Below are 18,016 nucleotides of genomic sequence, written 5' to 3'. Positions count from 1 at the left end.
AGCCCATCCGCCGCGTGGGTGTCGTCGGAGCGGGACTCATGGGCAGCGGCATAGCCGAGGTCTGCGCCCGCGCGGGCCTCGACGTCCTCGTCAGCGAGACCGGCCCCGAGGCGGTCGAGGCGGGCCGTGAAAGAATCGCCAGATCCCTGGCACGCGCGGTACGCGGCGGCAGACTCGCCCCGGCCGACAGCGGTACGTCCCTCCGCCGGATCGGCTTCACCAGCGACCTGGCCGACCTCGCCGACCGCGACATCGTGATCGAGGCGGTGGCCGAGGACGGACAGGTCAAGGCCGAGATCTTCGCGGCACTCGACAAGGTGCTCGCCCGGCCGGACGCGATCCTCGCCTCCAACACCTCTTCCATCCCCATCATGAAACTCGGCACGGCGACCGGACGCGCGCAGCAGGTGATCGGCGTGCACTTCTTCAACCCGGTGCCGGTACTGGACCTCGTCGAGCTGGTCCCGTCCCTGCTGACCAGTGACCAGACCCGCGACCGGGCAGCGACGTTCGTCAGCCTGACTTTGGGCAAGCAGGTCATCCACGCCAAGGACCGGGCCGGATTCGTCGTCAACTCCCTCCTGGTGCCCTACCTGTTGTCCGCGATCCGCATGCTGGAGTCGGGCCTCGCCTCCGCCGACGACATCGACAACGGCATGGTGCTCGGCTGCGCCCACCCCATGGGCCCCCTGCGCCTGGCGGACCTGATCGGCCTGGACACCCTCAAGGCGATCGCGGACTCCATGTACGCCGAGTACAAGGAACCGCTGCAGGCCGCACCGCCCCTCCTGCTCCGGATGGTGGACGCCGGTCTCCTCGGCAGGAAGACGGGCCGGGGCTTCCACGACTACTCCGGCACTCCGGCTGGAAGGAAAGTCAGATGAGCTTGAGGATCGTTGTCACTGTGAAGTACGTGCCCGACGCCACTGGCGACCGGCACTTCGCCGATGACCTGACCGTCGACCGTGACGACGTGGACGGTCTGCTCTCCGAGCTGGACGAGTACGCGGTGGAGCAGGCGCTGCAGATCGCGGAGGAGTGCCAACGGGAAGGAGGCGACGCCGAGATCACCGTGCTGACGGTGGGTCCGGAGGACGCCAAGGACGCGCTGCGCAAGGCGTTGTCGATGGGCGCGGACAAGGCGATCCACGTGGAGGACGACGACCTGCACGGCACCGACGCGATCGGTACGTCGCTGGTGCTGGCGAAGGCGATCGAGAAGGCCGGCTTTGACCTGGTGATCTCCGGTATGGCGTCGACGGACGGCACGATGGGTGTGGTTCCGGCGCTGGTCGCGGAGCGTCTGGGGGTTCCGCAGGTGACGCTGCTGTCCGAGGTGTCCGTCGAGGACGGGGTGGTGAAGGGCCGTCGTGACGGTGACACCGCCTCCGAGCAGCTTGAAGCGTCGCTGCCGGCGGTGGTGTCGGTCACCGACCAGTCGGGTGAGGCGCGTTACCCGTCCTTCAAGGGCATCATGGCGGCGAAGAAGAAGCCGGTGCAGGCCTGGGACCTGTCCGACCTCGACATCGAGGCGGACGAGGTCGGTCTGGAGGGTGCCTGGACGGCTGTCGACTCCGCGGCCGCGCGCCCGGCGCGTACCGCCGGCACGATCGTCAAGGACGAGGGCGAGGGCGGCAAGCAGCTCGCCGAGTTCCTCGCGGGCCAGAAGTTCATCTAAGGCCCTGTGGCCCGCCGCGACCCGTGGGTCCGGCCGAGGCCCGACCCTTCACCGCCCCGCCCCGCCCCCCTTTAGGCCTTCGCAATCCGCAGGAGAGCAATCCCATGGCTGAAGTTCTCGTCTACGTCGACCACGTGGACGGTGCCGTCCGCAAGCCCACCCTGGAGCTGCTGACCCTGGCCCGCCGCATCGGCGAGCCCGTCGCCGTCGCGCTCGGTGCCGGCGCCGCCGGCACGGCCGCCGCCCTCGCCGAGCACGGCGCGACCCGGGTTCTCACCCACGAGGCCGCCGAGTACGCCGACTACCTGGTCGTGCCGAAGGTCGACGCGCTGCAGGCCGCCGTCGAGGCCGTGTCCCCGGCCGCCGTCCTCGTCCCGTCCTCCGCCGAGGGCAAGGAGATCGCCGCCCGTCTGGCGCTGCGCATCGGTTCCGGCATCATCACCGACGCCGTCGACCTGGAGGCCGGTGACTCCGGTCCGGTGGCCACGCAGTCGGTGTTCGCCGCCTCCTTCACCACCAGGACCCGTGTCTCCAAGGGCACCCCGGTCATCACCGTCAAGCCCAACTCCGCCGCCGTGGAGGCCGCCCCGGCCGCCGGTACGGTCGAGGCGCTGGCCGTGACGTTCGGTGCGCTGGCCACCGGCACCAAGGTCACCGCGCGTACCCCGCGCGAGTCGACCGGGCGCCCGGAGCTGACGGAGGCCGCGATCGTGGTCTCCGGCGGCCGTGGCGTCAACGGCACCGAGAACTTCGGACTCATCGAGGCCCTCGCCGACTCCCTCGGCGCCGCCGTCGGCGCCTCCCGCGCCGCGGTGGACGCGGGCTGGTACCCGCACACCAACCAGGTCGGCCAGACCGGCAAGTCCGTCTCGCCGCAGCTGTACATCGCCAACGGCATCTCCGGCGCCATCCAGCACCGCGCCGGCATGCAGACCTCCAAGACGATCGTGGCCGTCAACAAGGACGCCGAGGCCCCCATCTTCGACCTCGTCGACTACGGCGTCGTCGGCGACCTCTTCGACGTCGTCCCCCAGCTCACCGAGAAGATCAAGACCGCGCGTGCGTAGCTCTGGCGAGTCGCCGCACGATGACGAAGGGGCTCAACACCGATGCGCATAGTGCTGGTGGGGCTGCCTGGCGCCGGGAAGGGTACGCAGGCCGTTCACCTTGCCAAGAACCTCTGTATTCCGCACATCTCCACTGGTGACCTCTTCCGGGTGAACATCAGCCGGGGCACGGACCTGGGACGGCAGGCGCGGGAGTACATGCGAGCCGGACAGCTGGTACCCGACGAGGTGACGATCGGCATGGCCAGGTCCCGTATGGAGCAGCCGGATGCCGACAGGGGCTTCCTGCTGGACGGCTTTCCGCGCAATGTGTTCCAGGCCGAGGCGCTCGACCAGCTGCTGAAGGACGACGGGCGCTCGCTCGACGCGGTACTGGACCTGGAGGTGCCGCAGGAGGAGGCCGTCAGGCGGGTCACGGGCCGACGGATCTGCCGGAACGACGGCAGTCACATCTTCCACCCGATGTACAACGCACCACGTGAACCCGGGCTCTGCGACTTGTGCGGCGGCGAACTGCACCAGCGACAGGACGACACCGAGGCAACGGTCCGCGAACGCCTCGATGTCTACCACCGCGCCACCGCTCCGGTCATCGACTACTACCGGTCGCGGAAACTGGTCGTCAGCGTCTCAGCCCTGGGTCCCGTGGCGCACGTGACCGAGCGTTCGATGAATGCTTTGCGAGAGGGCAGCGGGTAAGCTCAGCAATACCGCTCTTCCCCGGGCCGCATGAGCCAGCTGTTCGCACCGAGGACGAGACATGATTCCTGGACCGCTCGCGGACGCGGTCGTGGACGGTCGAAGAACGCATCAGCTGCCCCGAAGACCGACCGCCAGCGTCAGTTCTAGGACCCGGTTCGGCGACCCGAGATCCGGAAACAGCTCCCGCAGCTGCGACATCCGGTACCGGACGGTCTGGGGATGGACGAACAACGCCGCCGCCACCTCGTCCCGCCTGCCCTGGTGCAGCAGCCACGCCCGCAACGTCTCCTCCAGTCGCCGCGCGGTGGCGACAGGCAAGGTCCGCAACGGTGCGAGGGCTCGGGCACGCAGGTCTGCGAACGCGTCCACGTCGGCGCTCAGCACCAGCTCCGGCAGGTGGTCCTCGGTGTCGCGAATATCAGAGGAGAGGGAGCGCGCGCGTACGGCTCGTGCGTACGAGGCGGACGCACGAGTCCATGGCCGAGCCGGGCCGACCACGGCGGCGCGGTCGGTCAGCTGCCTCAAGAGACGTGACCGGTCGGCGTCGGGGACGAGCAGCACACCGGTGGCGTCCGGCAGATCGTCGAGGACGAGGGTGCTCGGGTCGAGCGCGCGGTAGGCAGGCCGGGCCTGGGCGGCGGGCAGCAGGACCGCGGTCAGTGAAACCGGAGGCTGCCACCCGGCCCGTTGAACAGAGGCCAGCAGCACGTCCGGGCTCGCGTCGGCGAGGAGGTCGCGGGCCAGGTGTTCCAGGTGGCGCTCGTGGGCCCTGCCCCAGGCGGCCAGTTCGTCGGCGTGGCCCGCGGCGCTCGCGGCGGAGAGCTCGTCGATGTAGGCGAAGGTCAGCTCGGCGAACTTGGCGACGTCGGCGGCGGGCAGGCCTGCGGGTACGGCACCCGCGGCCAGGCATCGCCAGGCCACGCGGGCGCCGACGCGGTAGGCGCTGAGCAGGGCGTCCATCGAACGGCCGTCGCGCACCTCGCCGCGGCCCAGCTCGTAAGCTGCGTCACCGGCGTCGCCGCCCGTGGCCTTCCCGCTCGCGAGGTCCAGGTAGTGCCCCAGGGCGGTGCGGACGGCTCGGCGGATGGTGCCGCCCATGCGGCCCGAAAGGGCGTTGGCGTAGGGAGGGACCTCGTCGATGATCGCCTGGACGACCTCGTCGGCGGTGGTCTTCAGCGCGGCCCGAAGTGCGGTGACCGTCGTCTCATCCAGGGCCAGCTCGGTGGCCCTCCGGATTGCATGGCTCATGTTTTGTTCCCTGCGAACAATTCAGCCGACCAGATTTACGTCCTGCGGACAGGACTTTACGCCCTGAGGCGCATCAAGCTGGAGTCATGACGAGTGCAGCCCTCCGCAGTAGGGCGTGGAAACTACTGGAGATGGTCACGACGCCGCTGCTGCCGTCGGACTACCTCGACCTGGTCAGCCCGCTGCGTGCGGGCGCTGACCTGCGTGGGCGCATCGAGGCCGTGCACCCCGAGACGGGTAGCGCCGCGACCATCGTGATCAGGCCGGGACGGGGCTGGCGCGGCCACACAGCCGGTCAGTACGTGCGGATCGGGGTCGATGTCGACGGGGTGCGCCTGTGGCGCGCCTACTCGGTCACCTCCCCGACAAACCGGCAGGACGGCCGCGTCACGATCACCGTGAAGGCGATCCCGGACGGCAAGGTCAGCAACCACCTGGTCCGCAGGGCGAAACCGGGCACGCTGATCCAGCTCGACCAGGCGACCGGTGACTTCGTGCTGCCGCAGGCCAAGCCCGCCAAGGTGCTCTACCTGACGGCCGGCAGCGGCATCACGCCTGTGATGGGCATGCTGCGCGACATCGAGTTCGACGACGTCGTCATGGTCCACTGCGCGCCACAGCCGCAAGACGTGATCTTCCGCAACGAACTGCACGACCTGGTCGCGGACAAGAAGCTGCGGCTCACCGAGGTGCACACCGACACAGACGGCATGCTCGACATCGCCCGTCTCGACGAACTCGTGCCCGACTGGGCCGAGCGCGAGACCTGGGCTTGCGGGCCCGCGGGCCTGCTCGACGCCGCCGAGGAGCACTGGACCGAGCACGGCGTCCGAGAGCGCCTGCACACCGAACGCTTCCGCCCCAGCATCGTTGTCGCCGGCGACGGCGGCGAGGTCACGTTCAGCACCACCGGCAAGACCGTCGACGCGGACGGCGCCACGCCGTTGCTGGACGTCGGCGAGGAGGCCGGCGTGCTCATGCCGTCCGGGTGCCGTATGGGCATCTGCTTCGGCTGCGTCACGCCGCTCAAGGCCGGCGCCGTCCGCGACCTGCGCACCGGCGAGATCACCGAGGCCGAGCCGGGCGTCCTCATCCAGACCTGTGTGTCCGCCGCGGCGGGCCCCTGCGACATCGAACGGTAGGAGCACCTTGACCGCCATCGACCCCACCGCCCACCTGACCGCGGAGCAGATCGAGGAGCTCGGCCGCGAGCTGGACGCGATCCGCGACGAGGTGATCGCCGACCGCGGCGAGAAAGACGCCGCGTACATCCGCAAGGTCATCTCGGCGCAGCGCAAGCTCGAGCTGGTCAGCAGGGGCGTGCTGCTGTTCTCGATCTTCCCGCCCGCGTGGCTGATCGGCACCGCCGGTCTGTCCGTCGCGAAGATCATGGACAACATGGAGATCGGCCACAACATCCTGCACGGCCAGTGGGACTGGATGCGGGACCCGAAGATCCACTCCACCACCTGGGAATGGGATCACGTCTCGCCGGCCGACCAGTGGAAGCACTCGCACAACGAGTTGCACCACACGTACACCAACGTGATCGGCAAGGACAACGACCTCGGCTACGGCATCATGCGCGTCGACGAGGACCAGAGGTGGCACCCGTTCCACCTCGGCCAGCCGCTGTGGAACTTCATCAACGCCTGCTTCTTCGAGTACGGCATCGCCGCGTACGACCTGGAACTCGGCAAGAACCTTCACAAGCGCCGCCGCAAGAACCCGGAGTTCCGCGCGCGGGCCAGGGCCGTGGGCCGCAAGATCCGCAAGCAGGTGCTCAAGGACTACGTGATCCACCCGCTGCTGTCGGGCCCGTCGTTCCTCACGACGCTCGCCGCCACGTTCACCGCGAACCTGGTCCGCAACATCTGGACCCACTCGGTGATCATGTGCGGGCACTTCCCCGAGGGTGTGCAGGTCTTCGAGCGCCGGTCGATCAAGGGCGAGACGCGCGGCCAGTGGTACCTGCGCCAGATGATGGGCTCGGCGAACATCAGCGGCAGCAAGGCCATGCACTTCATGACCGGCAACCTGTCGCACCAGATCGAGCACCACCTGTTCCCGGACCTGCCGAGCAACCGGTACGCCGAGGTCGCGGTGAAGGTGCGCGCGTTGTTCGAGAAGTACGAGCTGGAGTACGTCACCGGGCCGCTGCCCAAGCAGGTGTTCTCCGCGTGGCACAAGGTCTTCCGGCTCTCACTGCCGAACAAGAAGCCCAAGGTCAACACGCCGGACCGCGAGCAGGAGCTCGTCGCGGCCTGATTCCCGGTATTGGTTCAGATCTTTCGGCCGTACCGGCGGCACCGCAGGTTTCGGTGAGACTCGGTGGTGACCGGGTGGCAACTGACGGGGGACCTGTCTGCCGACCGACGACAGCGAGGCCGCTTCCTTGATCGGTCATGGGACGGACATTTCCGTCGACGGCCCGAGGAAGACCTGCTGGGGCAGTTCAGTGACCTGCACGAATTCTGCCTTGCCGCCTCCCCAGAAGCACCTTGGCCATGCTCTGGTGAGACTGATCCAGGATTGCGTGGCCGACTCACGACTGGCACCTGCGGAACATCTCCGTCGCCCCGCAGGCTCACGGTCCGTCGTTGTCGGACACCTCCTCGGATTCGTCGGACAGTGCCTCCAAGAGTGCGACTGGCCGCCGCACCGCGAGGTGCTCGACCTTGTACGACATCTCCTTGACGTGGGGTTCCGGTGGGGGGTGGTATTGGCCTGCGCACACCGACAGATTGACGATGAGGTAGGCGTGCCAGGAACGTCCCACACCTCGGCGGTCGGCGAACACCCGACTGCCGTTCACCCACCAGATCACGGACCTCGGACCGAACTCGACGCGAAGATCGACCCACGTGCCCGGGCCGATGGCGGGGTCGCGGTAGTAGAGGTTGCTGCCGCGAACGTGGTTGGTCAGCTCCAGGAGGTCGGCGTTGTCGGGGTGGTACTCGAAGACATCGATCTCCTGGTCGCCGTCCCGCCAGGTCCAGATGGCCGGCCATGCCCCGACCTCGTACGGCAACCTGACCCGTGCCTCTAGGACATCCCCCGCGCGGACGGTGAAGTCCTCCTCGCTCCCCTCCGTGGTCAGCAGGCCCGTGTCCCACCGGCCGTCCTTGCGGCGGGTGGCACGGAAGGTGCCCGAACGGCTGTAGGCGGGGTCCGCCGTCAGGTGATCCAGCTTGTTGTCACCGGGGTTGATCGGTCCGCCGTTCGGATATGCCCACGAACGCCCTGCAACCCATTGACGGGTAGATGCGAAGTCCGCCGTGAAGACGACCTCAGTGCCAGACAAAATCGTCTCTGCCGACGGTGTTCCGTCGTATCCAGAACTCTCCATGCACGGATGCTGCTCCGTATCTGACTTCGGCATGCAAATGCTGGTGAACCCACGGAATGGAAAACTCGTACGGGTGAATTCGTGTCACAAAATTGGTTGTGTCCACTGAGGCGATCAGCCGCCGTTGGCCGCCGTGATCAAAGCTGGCCAGCCGGTGGAGGACACCGTGGACTTCATCTCCGGAGCGGTTTACTGATTCGACAGAGTGTTGCCCGCTGCGCCCACTCCTTCTCTCGACGGTCGGAGGGTGTGCGATGTCGCCATGGATCTCGTACGAGTTGCCGTCGTCGTCGAATGCCCTGAGATGGCTCTGTTCCGGCTGCGCAGAGTCCCGTCACACAATGCGGTGACCTTCTCTTCAATGGCCGGCTCTCCCCGTTTCCGGTCAGGCGGGAGGCACCACGGGCAGGATGATGCGGGAGGGCCGGTCCGGGTCGTGGAAGATCTGCTGGCGTGCGACTCGGGCGGTGGTGGCGCTGTCCTCGGGTTCGCCGGTGTTGAGGTTGCGGTCCCAGCGCGGGAAGTTGCTGGAGGTGACCTGAAGCCGGATGCGGTGTCCTGCCCGGAAGACGATGCTGGTCGACCACAGGTCCACGACATGCTCGGCCGCCTCGCCCGGGGCTGCCGCGCGTACGCGCACGATGCCGTCGGTGACGTTGCGGGAGACGCCGTTCTCGTCGACGTCGCACAGGCGTGCCACCCAGTCGGTCGAGGGTCCGTCGGTGGCGGCGAAGAGCACCGCGCGGACGCGGCCGGTCACCTCGGTGTCCTGGGTGAGTGGTTCGGTGGTGAAGACCAGGACATCCTCGCGCGTCTCCACGGCCGCCTGGTCGAGCGGCCCGGGGCGGAAGTCGTCGGTCATGAGGAGCGCTCCGCCCGTGGTGGGCACCGGATCCAGCGGGTCGTAGGTGAACTCCTCGGCCTGCTCGGCGACCGGCGGCGGCTCTGCGGTCAGGCGTCCGTCGGCGCGCAGGTGGAAGTCGGTGTCCACGGCGCGGGACAGGGGCCATTCGGTCTCCTCGCGCCATTGGTTGGTACCCATGACGAACAGCAGCACCTGGCCGGTGTCCGGTTCCAGAGCCTCACCGTCGCCGATGGTGCGCTGGAACCAGTCGATCTGCATGTCGTGCACGCGGCCCCGCATGCCCATGAAGTCGGAGTGCGCGCCGAACCCGAAGTTGACGTCACCGATCACGTGCCCCCGGTTGACATGGGTCCACGGCCCCATGACGAGCGTGGCGGGCCGGCCTGCGCTGCGCATGGCGGTGAAGTTGTCGAGCGTGCCCTGGCTGAAGATGTCGTACCAGCCGCCGCTCTGGAAGGTGGGCAGGTCGACCTCGTGGTGCCGGCCCGCGATCGTGCAGGAGCGCGCCCAGTCGGGCTCGCGCCGGGACCGCTCGTAGCCCATCTCGGGAAGGTCGTGCCGGGCGAACGCGGGGAACCGCCCGGCGGGCAGCTCCGCGTAGCCGTCGCCCGCGAGGCCGTCGACATCCCGCACGAGCCCGCCGAGGCCCGGCCACGAGCGCGGCGGGGTCGGTGCGGTGACGGCGCATCAGGGTGTCGGCGCCGTGCAGAAGCGACCAGGTCACGGTCGTACCGAGTTCGATGCGCCGCCGCGTGTCCACAGTCCGTCGTGCGGGTGGGACCACGTGACCATCGGGGCGATCGCCTTCAGCTCCAGCGGCTTGGGCAGCGCCGCCATCCACTGGGTGTTGCCGAAATAGCTGGCGCCCAGCATGCCGACCGAGCCGTTCGCGCCGGGCAGGGCTGCGGCCCACCGTACGGTGTCGTATCCGTCGCTCTCCTCGTACGTCAACGGCTCCCACTCCCCTTCGGAGGCGAACCGGCCACGGGTGTCCTGGACGACCACCATGAAGCAGCGCCGGGCCGCCGCCCGCCGCCCGCCGCCAGGGGATCGAACGCCGCGGCCAGCAGGGGCGTCTGCTTGCCGTACGGCAGCCGCATGAGCAGCACCGGCCACGGTCCCGTGCCCCCGGGCCGGTAGACATCGGCGCGCAGCACCGTGCCGTCACGCATCTGAGCCGGGACATCGAACTCGATCTGCATCTCTGGCATGTACTGTTCCTTTGCCTGCCACGACGTTGTCACGCGACATGGTCGAACCCGGTCCCGGTCACGCACCACCCCCAGATGGGGGGGTGGGCACGGCGCCCTCGGGACGGTCAGGCCACCGCGTTCAGCAGGTCGGCCAGCACATCAGGCCGTTCCAGGGCGATGAAGTGGCCGGCCTTCGGCACCTGTGTGAACTCGGCGGCGGGCAGCAGCTTCTTGTTGGCCTCCCGGTCCGAGGGCCGGGACCAGTCCTTCTCGCCGTAGACGAGGTGGACGGGCGCCTTGGCCTCGGGGTAGCGCGAGCGGGCGGCGATGAGGCTGGGCAGGGCCTGGTACACGGCTCGGGCGACGGTCGAGTAGCCGGGGCGGCTGCCCACCTGGAGGAGTTCGTCCATGTAGTCCTCCCGCAGTGCGCTCTTGTCGCCGAGGCCGCCCTGGAGGATCTTGCTGAGGGCGGGCTTGGGCTCCACGCCGGCGATCACCGGACCCACCCCCGGGGCCAGGACACCGGTGACCACGACACGGGCGAGGAGGCTGGACCGGGCGATTCCGCCGCGGAAGTCGTAGGTGTTCACCGCGACGACGCGCCGGACCCGCTCCGGAAGGTCGGCTGCGGTGGTCAGGGCGAGCACCGCCCCCATGGATTCCCCGACCAGTGTGACGTCGTGGAGGTCGAGTTCGGTGAGGAGCCGCTTGACGCCCGCGCGCATGGCCGGCTCGTCGTACGACGCACCGGGCACGATCTCGGAGTAGCCCATCCCCGGCAGGTCGAGGGCGTACACGGTGTACTGGTCCGCGATCAGGGGGATGAGGTGGCGGAAGTGCTCGGCCTGGGTGCGCACGGTGTGCAGCAGGACCAGGGGGGCACCGGTGCCCGCCTTGAGGTAGCGCAGTGTTCCCTCGCGGCTGTGGCGTCCTGTGCGCGGGGCGAGGGTGTGGCTGGTGGTCCCCGGGATGTGAATCGTGGGACGTGACTCGTGGCTGGGCATCTCGCCCTTCAGCGCGGTCATGGCTACCTCCATAGACTCGGAAACCGATCGGTTTCCGCTACAGTAAACCGATCGGTTTCCAAGCGCAAGCTCAAGGGCGGCATCAGCCGAGTCGGGTCACCGATAGGAGCTTGAGGCCGGCTTTCCCGACCATGTCGGAGGGGCGCTTCAGATAGGTTCGGGGTGGGTGAGGTGCAGGGCGGCGGGCTGATGACAGCTCATACCTTCGCCGTCGAAGAGGGCGCTGGTCAGGCTTTCCACGTACATGGTGATCGAACCACCGCCATCATCGTCGCGCCTGCGGGGGAGGGGAGTGGTCGGCGGAGTGAGTCCCCGGCATTGTGTCCCCCCCCCATGCCACCGGCACCCCGCTCGCAGGCTTCAGGTAGCAGGCGATAGGCGCCCGCTCGTCGGTTTCGGCCGACACGTCGGTCTCCTTGATGCCGAACCGGTCGGAGAAGCGGGCCCGGATCCCATCATGCCGTCCTGCCCGGCAGTCTCATGACGGCCGTTCCTGGCAGGATGCGCGTCAGTCAGGACCGAACACCATGCCGACACCGAACACTTGATGGGCGGCACACCGCTTGTCCCGATCGCCGCGAGCAGCAGGCGCATCAGTGCAGAGCGCTCACGACCAGGCGGCCGATGGAGCTGAGCCTCGTCGCCCCGGTTTGCGTGCTGTTGCCCAGCTGGTCGTACTGCTCCCGCATCCGGGATACCAGGAACACCTTGTAGGCAGGCATCCTTTCTTTACCGCTGCGAAGCCCCTGCCTCGCCAGGCGTTCGTCGCCCAACGTGCCTCACCCGGCGCTGCTACCCGCTGCGCCGCGCACGGGCCCGCTGCCTCGTGTGCGGCCAGGCGGTCCGCAGTCCATCGACGACCAGACTGCCCTGAGCTGCGGGTGAGGTTGGGCCTGCACGCTTGAGAGGTAGTTGCGGCAGGTCGATCCACTCCGGGGCCAAGGAACCTGTGGATACCCAGGTGCCGACCGGAGTCCGGTCGGCACCTGGGCGTTCCGGCGAGGCCGGGCGGCTACTTCTCCGTCAGCGGTGTGACGGCGACCTGGTCGATCACCGGCGCGTAGGGGGATCGCTGGTCGTATGGGTTGTAGGTGTCGCCGTTGAAGTCGGGCAGCTCTTCGGCGGTGAAGGTAAGTCGGTTCGTCCCCTTCTTGAGGGTGACCGGGACGGTCAGGTCCCGGAAGCTGTTGAAGTGGAAGGTGGTCGGGAACAGGATCTGGTGTGTCGATTCGCCATTGACCGAGAGGTCGGCGTGACGGGCGATCGGGTCGGGGTTGTAGTGGGTGGCAGGTGCCTGTTCGGCGTTGGAGTAGCGGATGGTCACCGCGTGCTGTCCGGCGCGTTTGGCGACGACGTCGAGGGTGAGGGCGTTGGCCGTTCCGTCTCCGATGTCGGTGACCGCCTTGCCGCCGGTGGCGAAGGTGTACGCCTCGGTGGCCTTGGCGGCGCCGCTCAGGGTGCCTCCCTCCGCCTGGTACACCTTGGTCGCCAGGTTGCCGCTCGACGCCGCGACCCGCAGCCGGTCGACCACCAGTTCCTTCTTGGTGCCGGTGACGGTGATCTTGTTGATGCCCGCGGACAGGAAGACCCGTACGACGTCCGTGCCCCTGTTGCCGGCGCCCACCTTGGGGATGTCGAGCTTGTCACCGTTGAGGGACACCTTCGCCTTGCCGCCGCCGAGGTGGTCGAGGGAGACCGTGGCCTCACCGTCGGTGGGGGCGTGGACCCAGAAGGTCGTGGAGGCGCTCTTGGGCAGCGGCACCGCGCCCGGTCCCGAGGCCTCGGGGTAGGTGTAGCCGGGCCGGGTTCCGGTGAGGGTGGCGTACTCGGCTTCGTAGATCGCCGGCTGGGTCACGTGCTCGTCGCGCAGGGCCAGGTCGATCTTGTCGATGATCGCGTCGCCCTTGGTGACGCCCAGGTCCGTGTCCTTCGCGGAGAGCGTGATCTTGTGCTTGCCGGCGGTGAGCTTCACGGTGGTGTCGGTGTGGCCCCAGACCACCCATTTGTAGCCGAGCGACAGCCGCAGTTCCTGCGGGTCCTTGCCGTCGACGCGGAGGAAGACATTGGTGGGGCCCTGTTCCTTCACCCGGCCGTCCAGGTTGTAGGAGTTGGCGAAGACGCTCAGGTCGTATGTGCCGTCCTGCGGTACGTCCACGTCGAAGGCGAGCACGCCGTCGGAGCCGGTGCGCAGGCCGCCGACGTTGTAGTTGCCGCTTGTCGCGAACTTGCCGACGTTGGAGGGTGTGCCCTCGGGACCGTTCTTGGAGTAACCGCTGCCGGTGTAGGTGGCGTTCTCCGCCTCGTAGGACTTCCGCCAGCTGACGGAGGGCTCGGCCGATTCTCCGCCGTTCCCGCCGGGGGAGAGGATGACCTGGTAGGCGGACATCTCGTTCATGCCGGTCATCGGCAGGGTCACTGTGCCGTCCTCGCCGACGGTGACCTCCTGGTCCGCCAGTCGCTGAGGCTGGGCCGAGTCACCGACCTGCCCGGTCCACGGGATCTCATGCACGGTGGCGTGCACCGTCGTCCCGAACAGCTTCGGGTCGATGTTGTCGAAGACGATGTCCGCGTCGCCGCTCTTGCCGCCGAAGACCGTCCGGGACTGCCTCTTGTCGGCGTCCAGCGTAGCCACGCCCTGGAGGGTGTACTGCTGGTTCGGATGGGGAGCGGTCACCTGGACGGTGTGTCCGGACATCTGGCCGTAGGCGTTGAACAGCCACCATTGGCCGTTGCCCTTGTTGGCGTCGACGGCCGAGTCGTTGAGGTTGCCGTCGATGTTCCAGTACGCCAGGTCGGCGTCGATCTTCGACTCCTCGATGGCGGAGACCCACTGGACGACCTGGCCGGGCACGGACAGGTGGTAGTTGTGGCCGTACTCGTTGACGTTGATCGGCAGCGGATCGATTCCGACCTCCTGTTCCCACTGCCGGTACTTGGCCACGCTCGTGCGGACCGCGGCGGGGCTGGACAGTTCGTGCCAGGTCATCACGTCCGGGACGACGTTGTTGGCCTTGGCGTACTGCAGGAAGCCCTTGACCTGGTCGAAGAGGAGGGAGGTGTTCGGGCCCGCGATCCGCGCGTCCGGGTCCAGGCTCTTGATGAGCTGGTAGGTCTCCTTCCAGGCCGCGAAGAAGTGCTGCGGGTCGTTCAGCCAGGAGACGTTGTTGTAGCTCCACGCGCCCGAGCCGAACATGTTCCCTTCGGGTTCGTTGAAGGGGACGTAGACGACGTGGTCCTTGTAGTCGCCCATCGTCTTGACCTGGGCGACCTGTTTTCTGATCTTCTCCTTGAAGTCCGCGAGGCGCTCGGGGCCGTTGGCGCCCGGCCACTGGTACGGGAACCCTCGGTAGATGTCGGTCATGTAGATGTAGACGTCCTTGCCGCCCGAGTCCACGAACGGCGGCAGAATCTCCAGGGCGTCCGCGCCCGGGTGCTGCGGGCCGTCCTGCGCCTTGGTGGACACCGTGCGCAGGTTCATGCCCTCGATGAGGTTGCGGCTGGGCGCGCCGTCGCCGTAGATCCCATACAGCGAGCCGCTCGCCCCGCCGTGGAAGGCACCGGTATCGGTGGCCAGATCGATGACGAGCCGTTCCGGCTCCGCGGCCTGTGCCGTTCCGGCGGACGGCACGGCGAGCATGGTCGTGAGGACGGCCGCCACCGCGGTGCCCGCTCTCATCGTTCTTTTTCCTTGTCGCACTGAGGTCTCCGTGGATTCCATGGCATCTCGGACGCTGGATCCGATGCGTTTCGTACGGGACGGGGCCGGTCCGTGTGGCGGTCCCGGCCCCGTCCCGCCAGGGGGCGAATCGGTTCGACGTTCCGCTGCCCGACAGGAGTCGCCTCAGTTCACCGGTGCTCAGGTTCCGGGTTACGGAGCACTCGGACGGCCTTCGGGAGGCGAACCGCATGCCGTTGCGGCGGGTGTGCCGAGTCAGCGAGCCACCGCCGGCACGTACGAGGGCGACGGTCACTCGGTGGCATCCGCCGCCCGGAGGGGGAGCTTCGGGCGGCGGATGTACAGGGGGTCAGGTCCCCGGCGACGCTCCGATGCGTGAGTGACGCCTCGATAGCGGTCATGGCCTGTCGATGCGTTGTCGAACCGGTTCGGGGAAGCTAGCACCGAGGAAACTGGCCAGCAATACCCCCGACGCGTTTCTTTCAGTCGCGTGCGGTCGGCCGCCCTGACGGCGGAAAGGTGTTGCCGTCCGCCGATGTGGTCTCTTGGCCTGCTGGTAAGCGTGCGCGAGTCCAGGCGGGCCAGGGGTCACGCCTCCGTACGCCTAGGTTTCCAGGCCGTTACGGAAAATTTGACACGGTGCGTTGACACCCGTCTTGGTTGCTCTTACCTTCACTTCACGCGAACCGGTTCGATGGTCGGTATCCGGCCGATCTTGTTCTCAGGAATCATCGAACCGATTCGACTGCTCTCTGTGAGGAGTCCCCGTGAACATCGGTGAGATTGCCAAGCGGGCCGGTGTCTCGCGGAGCACCGTGTCCTACGCGCTGAGCGGGAAGCGCCCCGTGTCCGAGGACACCCGTCAGAAGATCCAGCGGGTCATCGACGAGCTGGGCTACCAGCCCAACGCGAGTGCGCGGGCCCTCGCCAACGGCCGGACCAACACCATCGGTCTGGTCTTTCCTCCGGCCGGGAACCACTACACCGGCATGCAGCTGGACTTCATCGGCAGCGTCACCGAGGCCGCCGCGGCCTACGACTACGACGTGCTGCTCTCTCCGAGTGGTGTGGACAGCGACCGCTCGTTCCAGCGGCTGCTGGGCGAGCGGCGGGTCGACGGCGCGATCCTGATGGAGATCCGGCTGGAGGACGACAGGATCGACCACCTCACCACGGTGGACTTCCCCTCCGTCGCCATCGGCCGCACCGCCCATCCGGAGGGCAGCTGGTGGGTGGGTCTGGACCACACGGCACTGGCTGCGGCCTGTGTGCACCACCTGGCGGACCTGGGTCACCATCGGGTGGCCTTCGTCAACCGGCCCGAGCAGCTGCTGCGGGCCGGGTACGAGTCCGCCCACCGGGGACTCGAGGGGTTCACCAAGGCCGCGGCGGAACGCGGGCTGACCGTCCGGACGTACTGCTGCGAGGACGACGCCGCCTCGGGCCTCGCCTGTCTTGAGCGGATCCTGCATGACGACCCCGCCACTACGGCCCTGGTCACCTTGAACGAGGCCGCGCTCGGCGGCCTCTACCGGGGGCTGGCCCAGGCCGGCCGCCATGTGCCACGCGACTTCTCCGTCACCGGAGTGGTGGCCAGCAGGTGGGCGGAGACCGTGACGCCGCAGCTCACCGCAGCGGACGTACCGGCGGAACAGATGGGTCGCCTCGCCGTCGAGCTGCTCGTGGAGCGGCTCGACCACCCCGACGCACCGGCCCGGAATCACCTGCTCGCGCCACCGATCTCGTTGCGAGCGAGCACCGGACCTACCGGCATCACCCCAGCCGACCCCGCTGCCCTCACGCACCCCTGACCGTCATTCCACACCGTCCTCTTCAGCCTCCGCATCCCATACCGGCCGCCCCAGCAGCTCACCGCCCGAGTTCGGCGAACTCAGCAGCCACCGATCACCTGTCCCAGGGCACACCCGTGCCAAGAACCATGAGGAACGCGCCATGAACCGATCTGCCAGACGGCGTCTCACCGCCGCAGTCCTGACCGTCGTCACCGTCACCGCCGGCGCCACAGCGTGCTCCTCCGGCTCGGGCGATACCTCCACGAAGGCGGCGGACGGCGGTACGTACACGATCTGGGACCCGTACCCGCAGTTCGACAAGGGCTCGGCGTGGGCGAAGCTGCTGGACGACTGCGGCAGCAAGGCCGGAGTGAAGATCAAGCGGACCGCGTTCGACACCAGCGACCTGACGAACAAGGCGCTGCTGGCGGCGCAGCAGGACAACTCCGCGGACGTCCTCATAGTCGACAACCCGGTCGTCTCCACCCTGGCCGAGGCCGGCGTGCTGACCACGACCGACGACAACAAGCTGGACACCTCGGCCGTCGACGCCAACCTGCTCGGGGCCGGTCAGTCGGGCGGGAAGACGTACGGAACTCCGGTCGGCGCCAACACCCTGGCCCTCTACTACAACAAGGAGGTCCTCAAGAAGGCCGGCGTGGACATCGCCTCGGTGAAGGACTGGGACTCGCTGACGGCGGCGCTGGCGAAGGTCGAGAAGGCAGGGAAGAAGGGGATCACGTTCTCGGCGATCGGGACCGAGGAGGGCAGCTTCCAGTTCCTGCCGTGGTTCTGGGGCTCGGGCGCGCAGCTCACCGACATCGGCTCGGCCGAGGCGGTGTCCGCGCTGTCGCTGTGGAAGAACTGGTTGGACAAGGGCTACGCCCCCAACTCGGTGATCAACAATACGCAGACGACCAGCTGGCAGGAGTTCGCGAGCGGCGACTACGCGTTCGCCGAGAACGGCACCTGGCAGCTCGCCAACGCGGAGAAGGCCGGCTTCGACTACGGCGTCATCCCCGTCCCCGGCGCCGACGGTGGCAACGCGGCCGCCCCGACCGGCGGCGAGTTCGTCACCGTCCCGGTCCAGGGAGAAACCGGCCGCTACGCCACCTCGCAGAAGCTCGTGACCTGCCTGACCAGCACCGACAACCTCCTCGCCACCGACACGACCCTGTCCTACGTCGCCCCCACCACGGAGGTGCAGGACAAGCAGGTCGCGGCGAACGCCGAGCTGAAGCCGTGGGTCGACGCGGTCAAGGCGGCCAAGGGACGCACCAGCGACGACCTGGGCACCAAGTACCCCAAGATCTCCGAGCAGATGTGGAAGGCCGTCCAGTCCGCACTGAGCGGGTCCCAGTCGCCCAAGGACGCTTTGACGGCCGCTCAGTCCGCCGTCAAGTAACCGGAACGCGGGCCC

At 68.2% G+C, this 18,016-nt stretch carries 15 protein-coding genes and 1 pseudogene; 8 read left to right on the top strand and 8 right to left on the bottom strand.

The genetic code is table 11. From position 1 onward, the window contains the following. The first annotated feature begins 38 nt into the window (after window positions 1–38). From OG202_RS06945 to OG202_RS06930, 4 genes are all read left to right on the top strand, one after another. Entirely contained in the window at window positions 39–884 is an 846-nt protein-coding gene (locus OG202_RS06945; RefSeq protein ID WP_405895987.1) for a 3-hydroxybutyryl-CoA dehydrogenase, read from the top strand. Next, window positions 881–1,678 (top strand): electron transfer flavoprotein subunit beta/FixA family protein, encoded by a 798-nt coding sequence (locus tag OG202_RS06940; RefSeq protein ID WP_327726619.1) that lies wholly within the window; start codon window positions 881–883, stop codon window positions 1,676–1,678. Before OG202_RS06945 ends, OG202_RS06940 begins: the two co-directional genes overlap by 4 nt. Window positions 1,679–1,782: 104 nt before the next feature. Further along, a complete protein-coding gene (locus OG202_RS06935) occupies window positions 1,783–2,745 on the top strand; it encodes an electron transfer flavoprotein subunit alpha/FixB family protein (RefSeq protein WP_327730938.1) in 963 nt (320 codons plus the stop codon). A 42-nt stretch (window positions 2,746–2,787) separates the two neighbouring features. Further along, window positions 2,788–3,444, top strand: coding sequence for an adenylate kinase (locus tag OG202_RS06930; protein ID WP_327730939.1), 657 nt, complete (start codon window positions 2,788–2,790; stop codon window positions 3,442–3,444). 111 nt (window positions 3,445–3,555) lie between these two features. Here the strand turns inward: OG202_RS06930 and OG202_RS06925 are convergent, their stop codons facing one another. After that, on the bottom strand, window positions 3,556–4,695 hold the full coding sequence (locus OG202_RS06925) for a PucR family transcriptional regulator (protein ID WP_327730940.1): 1,140 nt from the start codon (window positions 4,693–4,695) through the stop codon (window positions 3,556–3,558). 86 nt (window positions 4,696–4,781) lie between these two features. Here OG202_RS06925 and OG202_RS06920 point away from each other — a divergent pair, with 86 nt between their 5' ends. Then, on the top strand, window positions 4,782–5,837 hold the full coding sequence (locus OG202_RS06920; protein WP_327730941.1) for a ferredoxin reductase: 1,056 nt from the start codon (window positions 4,782–4,784) through the stop codon (window positions 5,835–5,837). A 7-nt stretch (window positions 5,838–5,844) separates the two neighbouring features. Continuing rightward, window positions 5,845–6,963 (top strand): fatty acid desaturase family protein, encoded by a 1,119-nt coding sequence (locus OG202_RS06915; RefSeq protein ID WP_327730942.1) that lies wholly within the window; start codon window positions 5,845–5,847, stop codon window positions 6,961–6,963. Window positions 6,964–7,282: 319 nt separating this feature from the next. Here OG202_RS06915 and OG202_RS06910 read toward each other — a convergent pair whose 3' ends face one another. The 7 genes and pseudogenes from OG202_RS06910 to OG202_RS06880 all read right to left on the bottom strand — a co-directional run bounded on the left by OG202_RS06910 (window position 7,283) and on the right by OG202_RS06880 (window position 14,803). Further along, complete coding sequence (locus OG202_RS06910; protein ID WP_327730943.1) at window positions 7,283–8,044, bottom strand: beta-glucanase; 762 nt, start codon at window positions 8,042–8,044, stop codon at window positions 7,283–7,285. A 385-nt stretch (window positions 8,045–8,429) separates the two neighbouring features. Beyond that, entirely contained in the window at window positions 8,430–9,542 is a 1,113-nt protein-coding gene (locus OG202_RS06905; RefSeq protein WP_328222495.1) for a CocE/NonD family hydrolase, read from the bottom strand. Between the two features lie 87 nt (window positions 9,543–9,629). Next, window positions 9,630–10,025, bottom strand: a complete 396-nt coding sequence (locus OG202_RS06900) for a CocE/NonD family hydrolase (RefSeq protein ID WP_405892745.1) — start codon at window positions 10,023–10,025, stop codon at window positions 9,630–9,632. Beyond that, a pseudogene (locus OG202_RS46455) lies at window positions 10,022–10,081 on the bottom strand (hypothetical protein); the annotation flags it as partial. The gene OG202_RS06900 and the pseudogene OG202_RS46455, both read right to left, overlap by 4 nt. Before the next feature lie 146 nt (window positions 10,082–10,227). Continuing rightward, window positions 10,228–11,106: an alpha/beta fold hydrolase gene (locus OG202_RS06890; RefSeq protein ID WP_327732330.1), complete on the bottom strand. Its 879-nt coding sequence runs from the start codon at window positions 11,104–11,106 to the stop codon at window positions 10,228–10,230. Between the two features lie 614 nt (window positions 11,107–11,720). After that, entirely contained in the window at window positions 11,721–11,849 is a 129-nt protein-coding gene (locus OG202_RS06885) for a hypothetical protein (RefSeq protein ID WP_327730947.1), read from the bottom strand. Between the two features lie 290 nt (window positions 11,850–12,139). Next, window positions 12,140–14,803, bottom strand: a complete 2,664-nt coding sequence (locus tag OG202_RS06880) for a cellulosome protein (protein ID WP_405892741.1) — start codon at window positions 14,801–14,803, stop codon at window positions 12,140–12,142. Window positions 14,804–15,570: 767 nt separating this feature from the next. On the opposite strand from OG202_RS06880, the gene OG202_RS06875 reads away from it, so the two are divergent. Both OG202_RS06875 and OG202_RS06870 read left to right on the top strand, forming a co-directional pair. Then, window positions 15,571–16,614, top strand: coding sequence for a LacI family DNA-binding transcriptional regulator (locus OG202_RS06875; RefSeq protein ID WP_327730949.1), 1,044 nt, complete (start codon window positions 15,571–15,573; stop codon window positions 16,612–16,614). 142 nt (window positions 16,615–16,756) lie between these two features. Continuing rightward, window positions 16,757–18,001 carry a sugar ABC transporter substrate-binding protein gene (locus OG202_RS06870; RefSeq protein WP_327730950.1) on the top strand — a complete coding sequence of 415 codons (1,245 nt, stop codon included), beginning with the start codon at window positions 16,757–16,759 and terminating at the stop codon, window positions 17,999–18,001. Window positions 18,002–18,016: the final 15 nt, after the last annotated feature.

This window comes from Streptomyces sp. NBC_00310, from assembly GCF_036208085.1.
Lineage (GTDB): Bacteria > Actinomycetota > Actinomycetes > Streptomycetales > Streptomycetaceae > Streptomyces.
Note: the sequence above shows the minus strand (reverse complement) of the source record. Positions and strands in the feature narration are given on the sequence as shown.